Here is a 17,397-nt window from a genome sequence, read left to right as displayed (position 1 = left end):
GCATTACACCGGTTTTAACAGTTGACGAACCCGATCAAGCTGCTCCTGGGTGTCCACCCCTAGTCCTGCGTCCATAAAGGCTTGCTCAACCAAAATACGTTCTCCATACCAAAGCACTCTTAGCTGCTCGAGCTTTTCAACCTGCTCAAGCCCACACTCCGGCCAACCGACATAACGCTTTACAAAACCTGCCCGGTAGGCGTACAAACCAATATGGCGCTGATAAGGCCAGCTAGCTGGCAAGCTTTTATGTTCCCCTGAAAACTCATCTCTAGCCCAGGGCAAAGGGGCGCGACTAAAGTTAATGGCAAAATGCTCAAGGTTACGACTCACTTTTACAATATTGGGGTTAAATACATCTTCAACTCGCTCAATAGGCTCACACAAGGTCGCCATAAACACATCATGTCTATGCGATAAGGCATTAGCCAACTGCTGAATGAGTTCTGGAGGCAGCATAGGTTCGTCACCTTGCAGGTTAACTAAAATTTGATTATCGCCAATCCGTAGTAGATCAACCACTTCAGCAATGCGCTCCGTTCCTGATTGATGATGATCGCCTGTTAAACAGACTTCAGCGCCAAAGTCCTCACAGACCTGCTTAACCTGTTCAGATTCTGTTGTAACCACCACCCGCTCTGCCCCAGACTTTATCGCTTGTCGCCAAGTCCAATAAATCATGGGTTGACCTTGAATAGTTAAAAGCGGTTTGCCATGTAAACGGCTCGAAGCCATACGCGCTGGAATAATGACGTTAAAAGACATAATGAATTAAGACTTAAGTTTACGAAAGTATTCGGCTTCTTCAGCGGTGATCGAGCGGGCTTCGTCTTCAAGCATAACAGGAATCCCCTCTCTAACTGGGTAGGCCAAGTTTGCTGCAGTAGAAATTAATTCTTGTTTATTTTTGTCATAAACCAATTTTGTTTTGCTAACGGGGCAAACAAGTATGTCTAAAAGATAGGTATTTAAACTCATGGCGCAACCTTTGTGGTTAGTTTTAGGTGTTTAAGGGTGGTTAGTTTTTGGACTTCTTGGTGTTTACAGCCTGCCGAACTTTCAGCATTAATGCGTTTTCAAACGCGCAATCGCAAATCGGATTAATCTCCAGAACCCACCAATTGTCTTTCGCAAATAAATTGCATTTTACCGCATCTTTAGTTGTCATAAACAAGGGTTTTTTAGTATCAAGTGTATTAAAGTCCGATGCACTAAAGGCATGATGATCTGAAAAATCAAGCGGCAAGGGCTGAATGCTCAGCGATTTCAACGTGGAGTAAAAACGTTCTGGATGGCCAATTCCTGCCACCGCATACCCCTGTTGCCCGCTAAAAGCACCAAGATCATATTCAATTCTAGGGTTTAACAGGTTAACAAACCGAACTGGCTGAAGCTGCATCTGTCCCACACACGGCGCATTAAAATCGAGTTCAGCAGGCCGCTCACCATTAAAAATCACAAAATCAACCTCTGATAACCGACTAGCTGGCTCGCGTAAAGGCCCAGCAGGTAGGCATAAGCCGTTACCTAACCCCTGATTTGGTCTTGTGGCATCCAGCATAATAAGTTCAATATCGCGCGCTAAGGCATAATGCTGTAAACCATCATCACTTATAACAATATCTAGGTGATGATGTTTAAACATCATCGCCATGGCTTCAGCACGTTTGGGCGATGCAATTACCGGGCAACCCAAAGCCCGTGCAAGCAACACAGGCTCATCACCAACCAGCGTCGCATCCGAGTCAGCATTCACTTGCTGTGGCCAGGTTTTCGCTTGACCACCATATCCGCTCGCAATCACGCCAACGTTGTAGCCCCGATGAACTAACCGCTGCACCAACCAAACAATAAAAGGTGTTTTTCCCGTACCCCCAACCACAATATTGCCGACCAATATCACCAGGCCTGGTGATATTGGAGGGTTTAACCTAAAACGCTGCAATCGCCTAGTCGCTTCTCGGCAAACCAACCAGGATAGAGGTTTTAGTAGCGTTGAACGCCAATCGGCTTTTAACCAAAACGTAGGCCAACTCATTGCCCTCTCTCCACACACAACCCCTCTTGTTGAATCAACCTATACCCATTAAGATAATGCATTAAGATAACTTATTGAGACCTTTGCAAAACCCCGCTATTTCTAAAGTTAAATTCTAAAATTCGACTTTTTTGAATATAGAACTTGCAATTTAGTCCTTTTTCGCTGTTTTACGTCACTTTTATGACGGTTTTTTGCTATTTTGTGCGCATATCCTGTTTTTTGGATACACGCACCCCTTGAGCCTTAGCTCAGTTGTATGTTTATTGCGCGTTTTAGGTTGTATCCAATACACATGAGTGTTAATTTTGCCGCATTGCGCTTTAGGCCGTTATAGCGGGCTTGTGCCATTCCATAGTGCTGTTTTAATACACCAAAGGTGCGCTCCACGATGTAGCGTACTTCTGAGGCTAATCGGTTGTGTTGCTTTTGTTGTTCGGTGAGCGCTGTATTGCGATAAGCACGGTGCAGGATGTTATTTTTAATCCGCTTGGTTTTGAGTAGTTTGTCGTGCGCTTGGCTTTTGTAGGCACTATCGGCATACACGACTTTTTCGCTGCCCGTTAATAGGGTCTCGAAGGTCTGAGAGTCGTGGCTTGATCCGGTGGTGAAGTCGTTGGTTTTAATGAATCCGTCTTCATCGACATTAATGTGGGCTTTAAAACCGTAGGTCGATGTTTTCTTGCCATTGGAGGCGGTTTTGACATTGTAGCTGGCCTGGGTGTCTTGGGTGTTTTCGCCTTTGGCGTTTTTGTTGGGGCGGTTGTTTTTGGCTTGGATAACACTGGCATCAATAATACTGACTTCACCGGCTTTCATGATCAGGCCTTGTTGGCGCAGCTGATGATTGATGTTTTCAAATAGGGCATCCAATAGGTTGTCTTGTTGTAGACGTTGGCGAAAACGCCAGATGGTAGAGTGATCAGGTACACTATCGGTTAAGCTGAGCTGGACAAAGCGACGAAATAATAAATCGCGAGCCAGTTGTTTTTCACAGGCTGGATCGCTGAGGTTGTACCAGGTTTGTAATAATAGGATCTTGAACATGAGTAGTGGTGGGAAGGCACGCTCACCCATTGGGTTGTTATGGATATTGAGCATTAAGGCTTCACACGCTGACCAGTCAATTAGCTCTTCAACTCCATCTAATTCATTGAGTGCCGGATGGGGGCAGATAAGTGCATCAGCGAGTGAGGTCTGTGAGAGGTTTTTCCATGCCATGTGATAAAATCCAGTTATATGTAATAATTGTTTGTTATTTTAACTCTTAATCGCAAAACTTGCAGATTTATAGTGGTTTGGCAAGCTTTTCTCGTGCAAAGGTCTCTTATTAACATTAATTTTTTCTTGATTCTAGCATAGCTAAGCGTTTTTGCCATTTAAACACGTCAAAACCTTAGCTTTATAAGGCCCTCTTTAGCATGCGAAGTTACCCTGAACATCTCCCCTATTGGCTGGATGATCCTAACACACCCTGTTTTCCTCCCACTCATTTTGCCCTTGATGAGCCCAATGGCTTATTAGCAGTTGGGGTTGAAACCCTGACACCTGAATGGATGCTACATGCTTATCAGAAGGGTATTTTCCCTTGGTCGGGTGATGAGGAGCAGTTAACCTGGTGGACACCCAGCCCTCGCGCTGTGCTAATGACTGACCAGGTAAATTACTCAAAAAGCTTACAAAAAACCTGGCGCAATACGGACTTAAGCATTTCGTTTGATCAGGCGTTTATGACAGTTGTAAAACAGTGCGCCAGCATTCAACGTCCCGGCCAAAATGGAACTTGGATACGTAAGGATATGCAGACCAGCTTGGCTCATCTTCACCAGCTTGGCCATGCCCATTCCGTTGAGGTTTGGCACCATCAAGACTTGGTGGGCGGATTATATGGACTCAGTATAGGTTCAATGTTTTTTGGCGAATCGATGTTTGCGCAGATCGCTAATGCCTCAAAACTGGCTCTGGTTGCACTATGCCGTCATTTACACCAATGGGGCTGGCCGATGATTGACTGCCAAATGGAAACCGATCATTTAAAAAGCATGGGAGCCATCACCCTATCGCGTGATCGCTTCGAAGCCCTACTCCATCAGCAGGTTAATCACACAACCAATGCGCCTTGGTTATTTGATCCTGACTTAATGATTCCAGGCTAATAAAGACAAATTAAAGACGCTAAACCAAGGATTCCAGATTAATCCCCAATTGACTTTGCAATCACTGGGCTTATCGACTTAGAATAGTTAAAATTATTGTAATTGCTTGGAGTTAGTTTATGATGCCACGCCAAGATTCACGCCCAGTCAATTTGAGCCTATGGCATTTTCGTTTCCCACCGAATGCAATTTTATCAATTAGCCACCGAATAAGCGGCGTAGTGTTAAGCATAAGCTTGGTTGTTTGGCTGTTATGGTTAAATATTGCTTTTGTAAGTGCGCAGAATCTGGCTAGTAACCAGGCCTGGTTATCCAGCGTGATCGGTCAACTCTTCTTATCACTTTTTTGGGTTTCTTTAGCCTTTCATTGGTTAGCTGGCGTGCGCCATCTTTTAATAGAGTTTGGTATAAGTGCGGGTTTTTCAAACTTCTTGCGAACTGAGCAAGCCGTTTGGATGATCTTAGGTCTATGGATTGCATTAGGTAGCTTTAGTTTAGTAAGGATTTGGCTATGAAACTAACCGGACGGCGTGCGTTTTTTTGGCAAACAACCAGCGCCAGCTTCCTTGCTTTTTACACCCCTTATCTTGTTTGGCTGGTCTTAACTCAACCTATTCACAAACCGCTTGATTTTTACGCACCTAGTATCTTAATTCCTACATTAATTGCCATCGCCTTGGTGCTCGTTCACGCTTGGGTAGGTTTACGTGACGTAATAATCGATTATATGCCACGTGTTTGGTTAGCTTGGCTCCTTCCTGGCCTACTTGCGCTGGTGTTAACCTTAAGCTTAAACCTGATATGGTTATTGTTTAAAGGATTATCACTATGAAGCAAACACAGTTTGATGCCATAATCATAGGCGCAGGCGGTGCGGGTTTACGCGCAGCTTTAGAGTTAGCGCAATCCAATATCAAAGTAGCCGTTGTCTCAAAAGTTTTCCCAACTCGCTCACACACGGTTGCCGCCCAAGGCGGTATTAATGCCGCTTTAGGCAATATTACACCAGACAATTGGCATTGGCATATGTTCGATACTATTAAAGGCAGTGATTATTTGGGCGACCAGGATGCCATTGAGTTTATGTGTCGTGAGGCGGCTGAAATTGTTCGCGAGCTTGAACATTTCGGCGTGCCCTTTTCTCGACTGGATTCGGGCAAAATATACCAACGACCCTTTGGTGGACAAAGCCAAGATTTTGGACAAGCCCAAGCCACCCGAACCTGCGCGGCAGCAGACCGAACTGGTCATGCCATTTTGCATAGTCTGTATCAGCAGAATCTGCGTGCGGGCACTCAACTATTTAACGAACATCTGGCGATTGATTTTGTTAAAAACCAACAAGACCAAATTGCCGCCGTGATGGTATTAGACATTGAGGGCGGTAACTATCAGCTTTTGCGTGCTAATTGTTTTTTAATTGCTACAGGGGGCGCTGGCCAGTTATTTCGCACCAATACCAATGCAATGATTAACACCGGCGATGGACTAGGTATGATTTTACGCGCCGGACTGCCCTTAATGGATATGGAGTTTTGGCAATTTCACCCAACCGGGGTAGCCGCAAAAGGCATGTTAATTTCCGAAGGCGCGCGAGGGGAAGGCGGCATTTTGCGCAATGCACAAGGCGAAGCCTTTATGCAACGCTACGCGCCAAAAGTAAAAGACCTCGCCTCACGTGATGTCGTCGCGCGTGCGATTGCAATTGAAATACGTGAAGGCCGTGGATGCGGGCCAGATAAAGACTATATCGAGCTAGATTTAACCCATCTTGATCCTGAGATTATTAAAACTCGTCTACCTGGCATTCGTGACATTTGCCTGACCTTTGTTGGCCAAGACCCTGTTAATAGCCCTATTCCCATTCACCCCAGTTGTCACTATATGATGGGGGGCATACCCACCAATCTGCACGGCCAGGTCATCACCAAGCAAAACAACCAACTTCAGACCCTACCTAATCTCTATGCCATTGGTGAAGCCGCTTGTGTATCGGTACACGGTGCCAATCGACTGGGCGGCAACTCTTTACTCGACCTAGTGGTTTTTGGTCGTGAAGCTGCGCGCCATCTGGCGCTAAACCTGAACAAAAATACCCCTCAAGACGATAGCTCTCTCAAACTAGACACGGTTGAACAGCGTATTAATCAATGGCAACAAGCCCTGACACGTCAAACACCCGACGATTCGATTTATCTAATTAAACAAGACTTACAACGCATAATGGAACAGCATTGTGGCGTTTTTCGTGATGCACAAACCCTAAAAGAAGGCCTGCCTAAACTTGATGAATTAGCACAGCGACTCGCTCAAGTTGGCCTAAAAGACAGTGCTAAATGCTTTAACCTTGAACGGGTTCAAGCCTTTGAACTCGAGAACCTGTTAAGCCTGGGTTATGCCACCCTGCATAGTGCTTTAGTACGCCAAGAAAGCCGAGGCGCACATAGCCGTATTGACTTTCCTGAGCGTGACGACCAGGCCTGGTTAAAACATACACTATATTTTGAATATAACCATTCTATCGATGACAAGCCAGTTAACTTACAACCCTTGAGCGTTGATGGCTTTATACCCAAACCACGCGTTTACTAGAGGCTGACGATGAATTTTAATATTTACCGATTTAACCCAGAAAAGGATAGTGTACCCTACACACAACGACTTGAATTGCCTGAAACAAAGATCACAGCTGGCATGATGCTGTTAGACGCGTTAAAACTCTTAAAGCAGCAAGACCCAAGTTTAACCTTTCGCAGTTCTTGTCAAGAAGGTGTCTGTGGTTCTGATGGCATGAATGTCAATGGCGAAAATAAACTAGCCTGCATTACCCCACTCGCTGAGCTTGGCGAAACCATTAGCTTGCGACCGCTACCAGGCCTGCCTGTTATCCGTGATCTCGTGGTTGATATGGGCCAATTCTACCAGCACTACGATCAGGTAGACCCCTATTTACAAACCAGCGAGCTAGATTTGAGTGTTGAGCACCTGCAAACGCCTATGGAAAGAGCAAAAATTGATGGTCATTATGAGTGCATTCTATGTGGTTGTTGTACCACCAGCTGCCCCTCATTTTGGTGGAACCCAGATAAGTTTGCCGGGCCAGCCGCCTTACTCGCTGCGAACCGCTTTATTATCGATAGCCGGGACATTCAAACAAAACAGCGTGTTAAAAAGCTCGATGACCCTTATACAACCTTTCGCTGTCGCAATATTCAAAACTGCACGGCAAGTTGTCCAAAAGGACTCGATCCAAGCAAAGCCATTTCACAAATCAAACATAAAATTCTAGAAAGCCATTAACTAGTTAAGGGCTTTTGGGAAACAAACCCTGATACCTATGCCCTTGGCGCGAAGAGGCCATCATATCCGCGACAGCATCGCGCCAAGTCAAATAATGACCCCTTTCCTTAAATGATTTTGCTGCTTCTTCTAACACCTTAGCACTCAGTGCCACAATAACGGCTGCTTGAAGGTCGTCCTTGCCGTTTTGAACGCTCGGATACGCCCAGTGGCTTAATGCCATCCATAATCGGCATATTGTTATCCATCAATATACGCTTGTCAGGAAAAGCTAAAACAAAATAATTAACAAGGATATACGCGTTATTTATAGATTAAAATCAACACATATAAAATAGGATTAAAGCTCATGCCAGTCGATAAATCTCAATTAATAAATAAACTAAGGGTCAAGGCACGCCGTGGCAATCTCGAATCCGATTTATTACTACAGGCTTTTATAGATGCATTATCGACCCAACCCTACTCATCTATATGGCCCGAACTTGACGCACTGTTAGACCTTGACGATCAGACACTTTTAAACTGTTTGCTTCAACCTGAAACGGCCGAACCTGACCATATTAATATAATACAGCTTATACGTAAAAATTATTTGAATTCAACGGACTAACCTGTGATACAATGCGCAACAATTTTAATCAAGGACATTCCTCAGACAGGACTTATGGCAAAACAAGACGTTATAGAATTTGAAGGTACAGTTTTAGAAACCCTTCCAAACACCATGTTTAAAGTTGAATTAGAAAACGGACATGAGATATTAGCGCATATTTCAGGGCGTATGCGTAAGAATTACATTCGCATTCTTGCGGGTGATAAGGTCAAAGTAGAACTTACTCCTTACGATCTTACCAAAGGACGCATTACCTACCGCGGCAAATAACACATTTAATTACACATGAAAAAACCGGTTTTAAAGCCGGTTTTTTCATGCTCAAAGTGTCTAAACTTTAAGCTTTCGGATAAGTTAAACCCGAAAGCTTAGATTCTCAGCTAGGCAACAGCCACACCAATCTCTTCCAACTTGGCAGGCGATTTAATTTCATAATCCGCCATTTCATCAAACTGAAGATAACGATAAACATCATCCGCCATCGTATCGAGCATACTCACTTGTGCCATGTATTCTTCAACCGTTGGAATTTTACCCATCGCCGCAATCACCGCCGCTAGCTCCGCCGAACCTAAATAGACGTTAGCGTCATTACCCAAACGGTTTGGGAAGTTACGGGTTGAGGTTGAGAAAACCGCCGCACCGTCTGCTACACGCGCTTGGTTACCCATGCACAATGAACAACCCGGCATTTCAGTACGCGCACCGGTACGTCCAAAGATGCTGTAGTAACCCTCTTCAATCAACTGACGCTCATCCATCTTAGTGGGCGGCGCAATCCATAATTTAGTTGGCACCGCACCCTTGATGTTTTCCAACACCTTACCAGCGGCCCGATAGTGACCAATATTGGTCATACACGAACCAATAAACACCTCATCAATCTTTTCCCCCGAAACCTCAGATAATAACTTCACATCATCAGGATCATTCGGGCAAGCCACAATCGGCTCTTTGATTTGCTCAAGATCAATCTCAATAATTTCAGCATACTGCGCATCGGCATCGGCTTCTAACAACGCTGGGCTATCAATCCACTTTTGCATTTCATCACGACGACGTACTAAGGTACGTGCGTCCTGATAGCCGTTTTCTACCATCCATTCAATCAAACGAATATTCGACTTTAAGAACTCAATAATAGGCGCTTGACCAAGTTTTACCACACAGCCATTCGCTGAACGCTCAGCCGACGCATCCGACAACTCAAACGCCTGCTCTACTTTCAAATCTGGCAAACCTTCGATTTCTAGTACACGAGCGTTAAATACGTTTTTCTTACCTTTTTTCTCAACCGTCAATAAACCACTTTTAATCGCTTGATAAGGAATGGCGTTGACTAAATCACGCAACGTAATACCCGGCTGCATCTTGCCTTTAAAGCGCACCAAAACCGACTCTGGCATATTCAGCGGCATCACACCCAAGGTTGCACCAAACGCCACCAGGCCTGATCCCGCTGGAAAAGAAATGCCTATTGGGAAACGCGTATGTGAATCGCCCCCAGTACCCACAGTATCAGGCAACAGCATACGATTTAGCCAAGAATGGATTACCCCATCACCTGGGCGCAAAGACACACCACCACGGCTGGTCATGAAGTCCGGCAAACTATGCTGAAGTTTAATATCTACCGGCTTTGGATAAGCAGCCGTATGACAGAAGGACTGCAACACAAAATCGGCACTAAAACCTAAACAAGCCAGCTCTTTCATTTCATCGCGGGTCATTGCGCCGGTTGTGTCCTGCGAACCCACGGTCGCCATATGCGGTTCGCAATACACACCTGGACGCACACCCGCCACACCACAAGCCTGACCCACCATTTTTTGTGCCAGCGTATAACCATGGGTTGCGCTATCGTCATCCGTTGGGCGAATAAAATGTTCACTAGGTGCCAATTCAAGCGCACGGCGCGTTTTATCCGTTAAATCACGACCAATAATTAAGGGGACACGGCCACCTGCACGCACTTCATCTGGCATGGTAATCGGGTCAAGCTTAAAACTAGAAACAATGTCCCCAGCTTCATTAGTGATTTTGCCTTCATAAGGATAGATATGAATCACATCGCCCATATTGAGCTGGCTGACATCACATTCAATCGGCAATGAACCTGAATCTTCAGCCGTGTTAAAGAAAATCGGCGCAATTTTACCGCCCAACACCACGCCACCTTGACGCTTGTTCGGTACATAAGCAATATCATCACCAAACCACCACATCACCGAGTTCATCGCTGACTTACGTGAAGAACCAGTACCCACCACATCACCGACATAGGCAACAGGATGCCCTTTTGCTTTTAATTGTGCAATAATCTGCGGCACGTTTTCCATTTTGGAAGCCAGCATTTCTATCGCATGCAAAGGAATATCCGGACGCGACCAAGCGGCGGTGGCCGGAGACAAGTCATCGGTATTGGTTTCACCATCGACTTTGAATACGGTGACGCTGATTTTGTCAGCCAAGGGCTTCCGATCCACAAACCAATCGGCATTCGCCCAAGATTCAACCACCTGTTTAGCATAGCTATTGCTATCGGCTTTTTCTAAAACGTCATGGTACGCATCATAGACCAGTAGGGTTTTTGACAAGGCTTTCATCGCGGTTTCCGCAACCGTTTTATTGGCGCTATCTAATAATTCAATCAAAGGCTGGACATTATAGCCGCCCATCATGGTGCCTAATAAAAACGTCGCTTTCTCTGGCGCTATCGCTTCAACCTTGACACGCTCTTTCGCTACATCAGCTAGAAAACTGGCTTTAACATAAGCTGCCTCATCCACCCCTGGTGGCACACGATGAGTTAATAAATCAACTAACACCTCGACTTCAGCGGGATTTGGTTGCTTTAACAAACTAATTATCTCGGCTGTTTGTTGTGCATCCAAAGGTAGCGCAGGAATGCCCTGTTGTTCACGCTCAGCAACCAATTGACGATAAGCTTCTAACATAGATTATGCTCCATTTTTTTTATTGTGCTCTTTAATAACAACCAACAGGATGCATTAAGAGAGTCCTTAGGTAGTCCTTAATTGCGATATAATATCACGATTTAACACCTTTCATTAACAAGGAAGCCTTATGTCAGACGCTCTTTCTCTTTCTGAACTTACTGCAATCTCACCAGTCGATGGACGTTATGGTAGTCGCCTCGGTGATTTAAAATCGATTTTCAGCGAATACGGTTTAATTAAAAATCGTGTACGCGTTGAAGTCGCTTGGCTCAATATGCTTGCCAATCACCCAGGCATTCCTGAAGTCCCAACCTTCAGCCCAGAGGCGAAAGCCCACCTTCAACTATTAGTCGATAACTTTAGCCTAGAGATGGCCCAGCGTGTGAAAGAAATCGAGCGCACCACCAACCATGATGTTAAAGCGGTAGAATATCTCATCAAAGAGCACATGGCATCTGTTGAAGAGCTAGACAAGATCAACGAATTTATCCATTTCGCCTGCACCTCAGAAGATATCAATAACCTATCCTACGCGCTGATGCTCAAAGAAGCACGCGAACAGGTCATCGTAGCTCAAATGCAAAAACTGGTCGATGAGATTGCGCGTCAAGCGATTGAAATGGCAGGCATTCCAATGCTATCTCGCACCCACGGACAACCTGCTTCGCCAACGACTGTGGGCAAAGAGTTTGCCAATGTCGCTTATCGCCTACAACGCCAAATCAAACAACTAATGCAAGTACAGGTGATGGGCAAAATCAATGGCGCAACCGGTAACTATAACGCCCACCTGTCGGCCTACCCTAGCATTAACTGGTATGAGTTGAGCGAACAGTTTGTTCACTCACTAGGCTTAGCCTGGAACCCCTACACCATTCAAATCGAACCCCATGACTATATCGCTGAATACTTCCACGCGCTATCACGCTTCAACACCATTTTGATCGACTTTAATCGTGATGTTTGGGGCTATATTGCACTGGGCTTCTTTAAACAAAAAACAGTGGCGGGTGAAATTGGTTCTTCGACCATGCCACATAAAGTAAACCCCATTGACTTTGAAAACTCTGAAGGCAACCTGGGGATGGCGAATGCGATATTTGAACACCTAGCGCAAAAACTGCCGATTTCGCGCTGGCAACGTGACCTCACCGACTCAACCGTACTGCGTAACCTTGGTGTCGGTGTGGCGCATACCCAAATCGCACTGCAAGCCAGCATGAAAGGTCTAAGCAAACTTGAAGTCAATGAAGCCAAGCTTGCCCAAGATCTCGATGATAACTGGGAAGTATTGGCTGAAGCCATTCAAACCGTGATGCGCCGTTATGGCATCGAAAAACCTTATGAAAAACTAAAAGACCTTACTCGTGGTTGCCGTGTGAATTCACAAATCATGCAAGAGTTCGTTGACCAATTAGACCTACCAGCCCAAGCTAAGCAAAGCCTTAGAGAAATGACGCCCGCAAGCTACATTGGCAATGCGCAGCGCCAAGCCGAAACCATTGAGTTAGCCCTGACTATCCTTAAAGGTCGTTAAAGGTCGTTAAAGGTCGTTAAAAAACCAACTCGACTCCTTGTTGATCCCAAGGAGTCGACTCTAGCATTAGGACGTCTCTATGATTCAGTTTAACCAAATCGATGCCAATACATTCCTAACCGAATACTGGCAAAAAAAACCGCTTCTGATCAGACAAGCGCTACCCAACTTTATTAGCCCGATTAGCCCTGAAGAACTAGCAGGCCTTTCACTTGAAGAAGAAGTCGAAAGCCGAATTGTGATTCAACAGGCTCAACAGGACTATGCTTTGCGCAATGGGCCATTTAGTGAACAGGATTATGCGGATCTACCCGAAAAAAACTGGACACTGTTAGTCCAAGGCATGGATCGACTCATCCCTAAGGTTCAACAATTGCTCAATTCGTTTAATTTTATTCCGCGCTGGCGCATTGACGACATTATGATTAGCTATGCCACCGAAGGCGGCAATGTCGGCCCCCACTTTGATCACTATGATGTGTTTTTACTCCAGGCGACAGGAACACGTAAATGGATGCTGAGCGCGCAAGACTGCGAGCTAGACAACTATTTAGACAACACCCCTCTTCGCCTGATGCGCAAGTTTGAAATCGAAGAAGAATACACCCTTGAAGCCGGTGATATGTTATATCTGCCACCAAAATGGGGACACCATGGCGTAGCGCTCGACGATAACTGCATGACCTACTCGATTGGCTACCGCAGCTATAAAGGCCAAGAGCTATTTGACAGTTTCGGTGACTATTTATCGGAAAACAATCTTTTCAATCAAATGTATCAAGACCCAAGCTGGCAAAATACCCAGACAGGCGAAATTAACAACCAGGCCTGGTTGAATGCTAAACAACTGATGCTCAACGCACTCAACGACGACCAAGCCATCCAACATTGGTTTGGTCGCTTTGCCACCCAGTTAGATCAAAACGCGCATAACGCGCTAGCTGAACCACTCAATGAAGATGAAGCTGGCGACCTAGACACTTTTATCAATGCACTCAAACAAGTGGATTATCTAGAACGAGACCCAGTTTGTCGTTTTGCATTTCAGCGTATTAACAATGGCTGTGTGCTGTATATTAATGGATTTGAATGGCCGACAGACGGTTTAGCCGATGGTGTGATTATGCAAGTGGCCAATCAAGACCGTATCCATGCGGATACCTTGCAACGCTGGAGCAAGCAACGCCCAGTGGCGGAATGGCTATATCAGCTATGGCTAAGGCAGTTTATAGTGTTTCCAGAAGACAAAGAACAAGCAGAATGTTTCGAGGGTGAAGCCTGATTAAGTCTATGAGCCTGCAGACCTAAGTCCGACAGGCTAAATAGCCGAACAGTAGCTTCAGCCTATTTAAATTTCAGAAAATAAAAAAGCCCCAAGCTCAATTGAGTTCGGGGCTTTTAAATGTTGGCGGAGCGGACGGGGCTCGAACCCGCGACCCCCGGCGTGACAGGCCGGTATTCTAACCAACTGAACTACCGCTCCAATTTTGGTGGGTGCTGAGGGGTTCGAACCCCCGACCCTCGCCTTGTAAGGGCGATGCTCTCCCAGCTGAGCTAAGCACCCGTTGAAACGTTTTTTAACTCTTGCGAGTTAAATCGCAACTTGTCATTGTCGCAATAAAAAAGCTAGCATTGCTAGCCTTATGATTTGGCGGAGCGGACGGGGCTCGAACCCGCGACCCCCGGCGTGACAGGCCGGTATTCTAACCAACTGAACTACCGCTCCAATTTTGGTGGGTGCTGAGGGGTTCGAACCCCCGACCCTCGCCTTGTAAGGGCGATGCTCTCCCAGCTGAGCTAAGCACCCGATAACTCTTTACTACTCTATACTACTCTAGCGCGCTTCAGCTAATTGCCGTTCGCTTAATTGATGCGCGTATTATAAAGAGCTGGGCGGCGTTGTCAACAAAATTTATTACAAATTTATAACAATTTCATCAACCTTAGTTAACGGCGTCTTTTAATGCTTTACCTGCAGCAAACTTTGGTACTTTAGCAGCTGGAATTTGCATCTCAGCACCCGTTTGAGGATTACGACCAGTTCTAGCAGCACGATCACCCACTTTAAACGTACCGAAACCAATAATCGCAACTTGATCACCCTTAGCTAAAGCTTCAGTAACGCTTACAACTGTTGCATCCAGAGCACTTGCTGCCTGCACTTTTGTTAAACCCGCTTTTTCTGCTATTGCGCTAACTAATTCAGATTTATTCATGTTTTTAACTCCGTTGAAAAAAAATTTATTGCCATCAGAATGGTCTAAGGCATTTATAGCAATCCCGGCCTTGGTATGTCAAGAGAAATACACTAAATAGGCCAATTAATGCGCTTTTTGCTCATCCATAGCAACATTTGTTAACTTACCGACCCCCAGAGAACCTACAACTTCATCCTCATAAACTAAAGGTGCAGGTTGACTAACTAGGGTTTCTTCTAGAACCTCATCAATCCAACGAACAGGTTTAATATCTAACTGAGAGGTTATTTCTGCTGAAATATCAGCTAAATCTCGCAAGTTATCATGAGGAATCAAAACAACCTTAACACCACCACGCAATGCAGCCAAAAGCTTTTCTTTTAGGCCGCCTATTGGCAAAACCTCACCTCTTAGAGTAATCTCTCCTGTCATTGCAACATCTGATCTCACCGCTATTTTTGTTAAAACTGATGTGATGGCCGTACAAACAGCAATACCTGCACTAGGACCATCTTTTTTTGTTGCGCCATCAGGAAAATGCAAATGCAAATCGACCTTCTCGTAAAAATCAGCTGGCAAACCTAAACTGGCCGACCGACTTCTAATAACACTCATAGCCGCCTTAACCGACTCCGACATAACACTGCCTAGTTGGCCTGTGCTCTCAAGCTTACCCTTGCCAGGCATTGCTGTTGCTTCAATTTTAAGCAAATCACCACCAACACGTGTCCATGCAAGTCCTGTAACCTGACCCACTTGATTCTCTAAACTAGCTAAACCAAAACGATGCTTGGCTACGCCTAAGTAAGCTTCTAAATCATCTTTATCAACTTTAATCGGTGCCGTTTTTGAGTTATCGAGTATCTGCCTGACGGCTTTACGACATATCTTAGCAATACTACGATCAAGGTCACGAACACCTGCTTCACGAGTATAGACTTGAATAATACGTTTAATCGCAGACTCCGTTATTTCAAGTTCTTGAGGCTTCAAACCATGGTCTCGAATTTTTTTGTCAACTAAATAACGCATAGCAATATTAATTTTTTCTGGTTCTGTATAACCAGATAAATGAATAACTTCCATGCGATCAAGTAAAGCCTCTGGAATATCCATCGAATTTGACGTCGCAATAAACATCACATCAGACAAATCATAATCGACTTCAAGATAATGATCATTAAAGGTAGCATTTTGCTCAGGGTCTAAAACTTCTAGCAATGCACTCGCTGGATCACCCCGTGAATCAGAAGCCATCTTATCCACTTCATCAAGTAAAAACAACGGGTTAACTGTACCAGCCTTAGCCATTTTTTGAATGATTTTACCGGGTAAAGCACCGATATAGGTTTTACGATGACCACGAATTTCAGCTTCATCCCTAACCCCACCTAATGCCATTCTCACATACTGGCGGTTAGTTGCTTGAGCAATAGAACGTGCCAAGGTAGTTTTACCGACACCAGGAGGACCCACTAAACAAAGAATGGAGCCTTTTATTTTCTTTACGCGCTGCTGTACCGCTAGGTATTCAACAATACGCTCCTTCACCTTCTCTAATCCATAGTGTTGCTGATCAAGAATAGCTTGGGCTTTTAACAAATCTTTAGAAACGCGAGATCGTTTTTTCCAGGGAAGCTGAACTAACCAATCTAAATAGTTTCTTATAACATTGGCCTCGGCAGACTGAGCTTGCATTTGCTTGAGCTTTTTAAGCTCCACAAATGCTTTGGTTTCAATTTCGGCTGGCATTTGAGCCTGCTTAATTTTAGTTTCAAAATTTTCAAACTCATCAGGCCCCTCTTCATCACGACGCAATTCCTTGTGAATCGCCTTAATCTTTTCATTTAGATAAAACTCTCGCTGAGTTCGATCCATCTGACTCTTCACCCGCATGGTAATGCGCTTTTCAGATTCAATCAGGTCAATATCTTCTTCAATATAAGCCAATAACTGCTCTAAACGAGCATTAACAGATAACAATGACAATAAGGCCTGCTTTCTATCCATTGTTAACGACATATTGGCACCGATTAAATCAACTAAACGATTAGATTCCTCCGTACGTTCAATCGACTCACGGACCTCTGAAGGCAGTTTTTTTCTCAAATCAGCAAGGTACAGAAATCTTTCACGCAACAGGCTTGATAACGCCTGGGTTTCATCATCAGGCCCCTGATCCTGCTCTAGCGCAGCGATATCCGCCTCTAAAAAACCATCGTGGTTATGCAAGTTAATCAACTCAAACCGTTGCACCCCCTCAACCAAGACTTTTACCGTACCATCAGGAAGTTTTAGAGTTTGGAGAATGTTTGCAAGTGTGCCAACAGCATAGAGATCAGATACCTTAGGATCATCTTGATCAGCACTTTTCTGTGCTATTAAAAAAAGTTGTCGATCACGCCTCTGCGCCTCGAATACGGCGCTAATCGACTTTGCACGACCAACAAATAAGGGCATCACCGAACCAGGAAACACAACCACATCTCGCAGAGGCATGACTAAAACATTCATTTTCATTGCGATTTGATTAATATCCATAAACACTCTTCTTTAGAATAAAAAACCCAGGCAAGCTGGGTTTTAGTCACC

At 44.9% G+C, this 17,397-nt stretch carries 17 protein-coding genes and 4 tRNA genes; 9 read left to right on the top strand and 12 right to left on the bottom strand.

Annotation, left to right across the window (positions count from 1 at the left end; translation table 11 throughout):
• Positions 1 to 3 precede the first annotated feature (3 nt).
• The 4 genes from kdsB to P8S55_RS08835 all read right to left on the bottom strand — a co-directional run bounded on the left by kdsB (position 4) and on the right by P8S55_RS08835 (position 3,259).
• Complete coding sequence (gene kdsB, locus P8S55_RS08850; RefSeq protein ID WP_289223854.1) at positions 4 to 765, bottom strand: 3-deoxy-manno-octulosonate cytidylyltransferase; 762 nt, start codon at positions 763 to 765, stop codon at positions 4 to 6.
• A 6-nt stretch (positions 766 to 771) separates the two neighbouring features.
• Entirely contained in the window at positions 772 to 978 is a 207-nt protein-coding gene (locus tag P8S55_RS08845) for a Trm112 family protein (RefSeq protein ID WP_289223853.1), read from the bottom strand.
• Between the two features lie 40 nt (positions 979 to 1,018).
• Positions 1,019 to 2,038, bottom strand: a complete 1,020-nt coding sequence (lpxK, locus tag P8S55_RS08840; protein ID WP_289223852.1) for a tetraacyldisaccharide 4'-kinase — start codon at positions 2,036 to 2,038, stop codon at positions 1,019 to 1,021.
• A 246-nt stretch (positions 2,039 to 2,284) separates the two neighbouring features.
• On the bottom strand, positions 2,285 to 3,259 hold the full coding sequence (locus tag P8S55_RS08835) for an IS5 family transposase (protein ID WP_289223851.1): 975 nt from the start codon (positions 3,257 to 3,259) through the stop codon (positions 2,285 to 2,287).
• Positions 3,260 to 3,459: 200 nt separating this feature from the next.
• On the opposite strand from P8S55_RS08835, the gene aat reads away from it, so the two are divergent.
• The 5 genes from aat to P8S55_RS08810 all read left to right on the top strand — a co-directional run bounded on the left by aat (position 3,460) and on the right by P8S55_RS08810 (position 7,494).
• Positions 3,460 to 4,194: a leucyl/phenylalanyl-tRNA--protein transferase gene (gene aat / locus P8S55_RS08830; protein WP_289223850.1), complete on the top strand. Its 735-nt coding sequence runs from the start codon at positions 3,460 to 3,462 to the stop codon at positions 4,192 to 4,194.
• Between the two features lie 119 nt (positions 4,195 to 4,313).
• On the top strand, positions 4,314 to 4,709 hold the full coding sequence (gene sdhC, locus P8S55_RS08825; RefSeq protein ID WP_289223849.1) for a succinate dehydrogenase, cytochrome b556 subunit: 396 nt from the start codon (positions 4,314 to 4,316) through the stop codon (positions 4,707 to 4,709).
• Positions 4,706 to 5,026 (top strand): succinate dehydrogenase, hydrophobic membrane anchor protein, encoded by a 321-nt coding sequence (gene sdhD, locus P8S55_RS08820; RefSeq protein ID WP_289223848.1) that lies wholly within the window; start codon positions 4,706 to 4,708, stop codon positions 5,024 to 5,026. The genes sdhC and sdhD overlap by 4 nt, the downstream gene beginning before the upstream one ends.
• Positions 5,017 to 6,786: a succinate dehydrogenase flavoprotein subunit gene (sdhA, locus tag P8S55_RS08815; RefSeq protein ID WP_503010462.1), complete on the top strand. Its 1,770-nt coding sequence runs from the start codon at positions 5,017 to 5,019 to the stop codon at positions 6,784 to 6,786. The genes sdhD and sdhA overlap by 10 nt, the downstream gene beginning before the upstream one ends.
• A gap of 3 nt (positions 6,787 to 6,789) precedes the next feature.
• The gene (locus P8S55_RS08810; RefSeq protein WP_289225325.1) at positions 6,790 to 7,494 is read left to right on the top strand and encodes a succinate dehydrogenase iron-sulfur subunit; all 705 of its coding nucleotides are present in this window, start codon (positions 6,790 to 6,792) and stop codon (positions 7,492 to 7,494) included.
• Positions 7,495 to 7,498: 4 nt separating this feature from the next.
• Here the strand turns inward: P8S55_RS08810 and P8S55_RS08805 are convergent, their stop codons facing one another.
• Positions 7,499 to 7,717, bottom strand: a complete 219-nt coding sequence (locus P8S55_RS08805; protein WP_289223846.1) for a hypothetical protein — start codon at positions 7,715 to 7,717, stop codon at positions 7,499 to 7,501.
• 126 nt (positions 7,718 to 7,843) lie between these two features.
• On the opposite strand from P8S55_RS08805, the gene P8S55_RS11175 reads away from it, so the two are divergent.
• Complete coding sequence (locus tag P8S55_RS11175; RefSeq protein WP_353957008.1) at positions 7,844 to 8,107, top strand: succinate dehydrogenase assembly factor 2; 264 nt, start codon at positions 7,844 to 7,846, stop codon at positions 8,105 to 8,107.
• Between the two features lie 54 nt (positions 8,108 to 8,161).
• Positions 8,162 to 8,380 (top strand): translation initiation factor IF-1, encoded by a 219-nt coding sequence (infA, locus tag P8S55_RS08800; protein WP_248849814.1) that lies wholly within the window; start codon positions 8,162 to 8,164, stop codon positions 8,378 to 8,380.
• A gap of 110 nt (positions 8,381 to 8,490) precedes the next feature.
• Here the strand turns inward: infA and acnB are convergent, their stop codons facing one another.
• Positions 8,491 to 11,067, bottom strand: coding sequence for a bifunctional aconitate hydratase 2/2-methylisocitrate dehydratase (gene acnB / locus P8S55_RS08795; RefSeq protein ID WP_289223845.1), 2,577 nt, complete (start codon positions 11,065 to 11,067; stop codon positions 8,491 to 8,493).
• 130 nt (positions 11,068 to 11,197) lie between these two features.
• Here acnB and purB point away from each other — a divergent pair, with 130 nt between their 5' ends.
• Both purB and P8S55_RS08785 read left to right on the top strand, forming a co-directional pair.
• Complete coding sequence (gene purB / locus P8S55_RS08790; RefSeq protein ID WP_289223844.1) at positions 11,198 to 12,607, top strand: adenylosuccinate lyase; 1,410 nt, start codon at positions 11,198 to 11,200, stop codon at positions 12,605 to 12,607.
• Positions 12,608 to 12,686: 79 nt separating this feature from the next.
• Positions 12,687 to 13,889, top strand: a complete 1,203-nt coding sequence (locus tag P8S55_RS08785; protein ID WP_289223843.1) for a cupin domain-containing protein — start codon at positions 12,687 to 12,689, stop codon at positions 13,887 to 13,889.
• Between the two features lie 124 nt (positions 13,890 to 14,013).
• On the opposite strand, the gene P8S55_RS08780 is transcribed toward P8S55_RS08785, so the two are convergent.
• The 6 genes from P8S55_RS08780 to lon all read right to left on the bottom strand — a co-directional run bounded on the left by P8S55_RS08780 (position 14,014) and on the right by lon (position 17,346).
• Positions 14,014 to 14,090, bottom strand: a tRNA-Asp gene (locus P8S55_RS08780).
• A gap of 5 nt (positions 14,091 to 14,095) precedes the next feature.
• Positions 14,096 to 14,171: transfer RNA gene (locus P8S55_RS08775), tRNA-Val, on the bottom strand.
• An 85-nt stretch (positions 14,172 to 14,256) separates the two neighbouring features.
• Positions 14,257 to 14,333: transfer RNA gene (locus tag P8S55_RS08770), tRNA-Asp, on the bottom strand.
• 5 nt (positions 14,334 to 14,338) lie between these two features.
• A tRNA-Val gene (locus tag P8S55_RS08765) sits at positions 14,339 to 14,414 on the bottom strand.
• Positions 14,415 to 14,550: 136 nt separating this feature from the next.
• Entirely contained in the window at positions 14,551 to 14,823 is a 273-nt protein-coding gene (gene hbs, locus P8S55_RS08760) for a non-specific DNA-binding protein Hbs (protein WP_289223842.1), read from the bottom strand.
• 105 nt (positions 14,824 to 14,928) lie between these two features.
• The gene (gene lon / locus P8S55_RS08755; protein ID WP_289223841.1) at positions 14,929 to 17,346 is read right to left on the bottom strand and encodes an endopeptidase La; all 2,418 of its coding nucleotides are present in this window, start codon (positions 17,344 to 17,346) and stop codon (positions 14,929 to 14,931) included.
• Positions 17,347 to 17,397 lie beyond the last annotated feature (51 nt).

The organism is Thiomicrospira sp. R3, assembly GCF_029581415.1.
Taxonomy (GTDB): Bacteria; Pseudomonadota; Gammaproteobacteria; order Thiomicrospirales; family Thiomicrospiraceae; genus Thiomicrospira.
The sequence above is the reverse complement of the archived record's forward strand: the minus strand, read 5'-3'. Positions and strand labels throughout refer to the sequence as shown.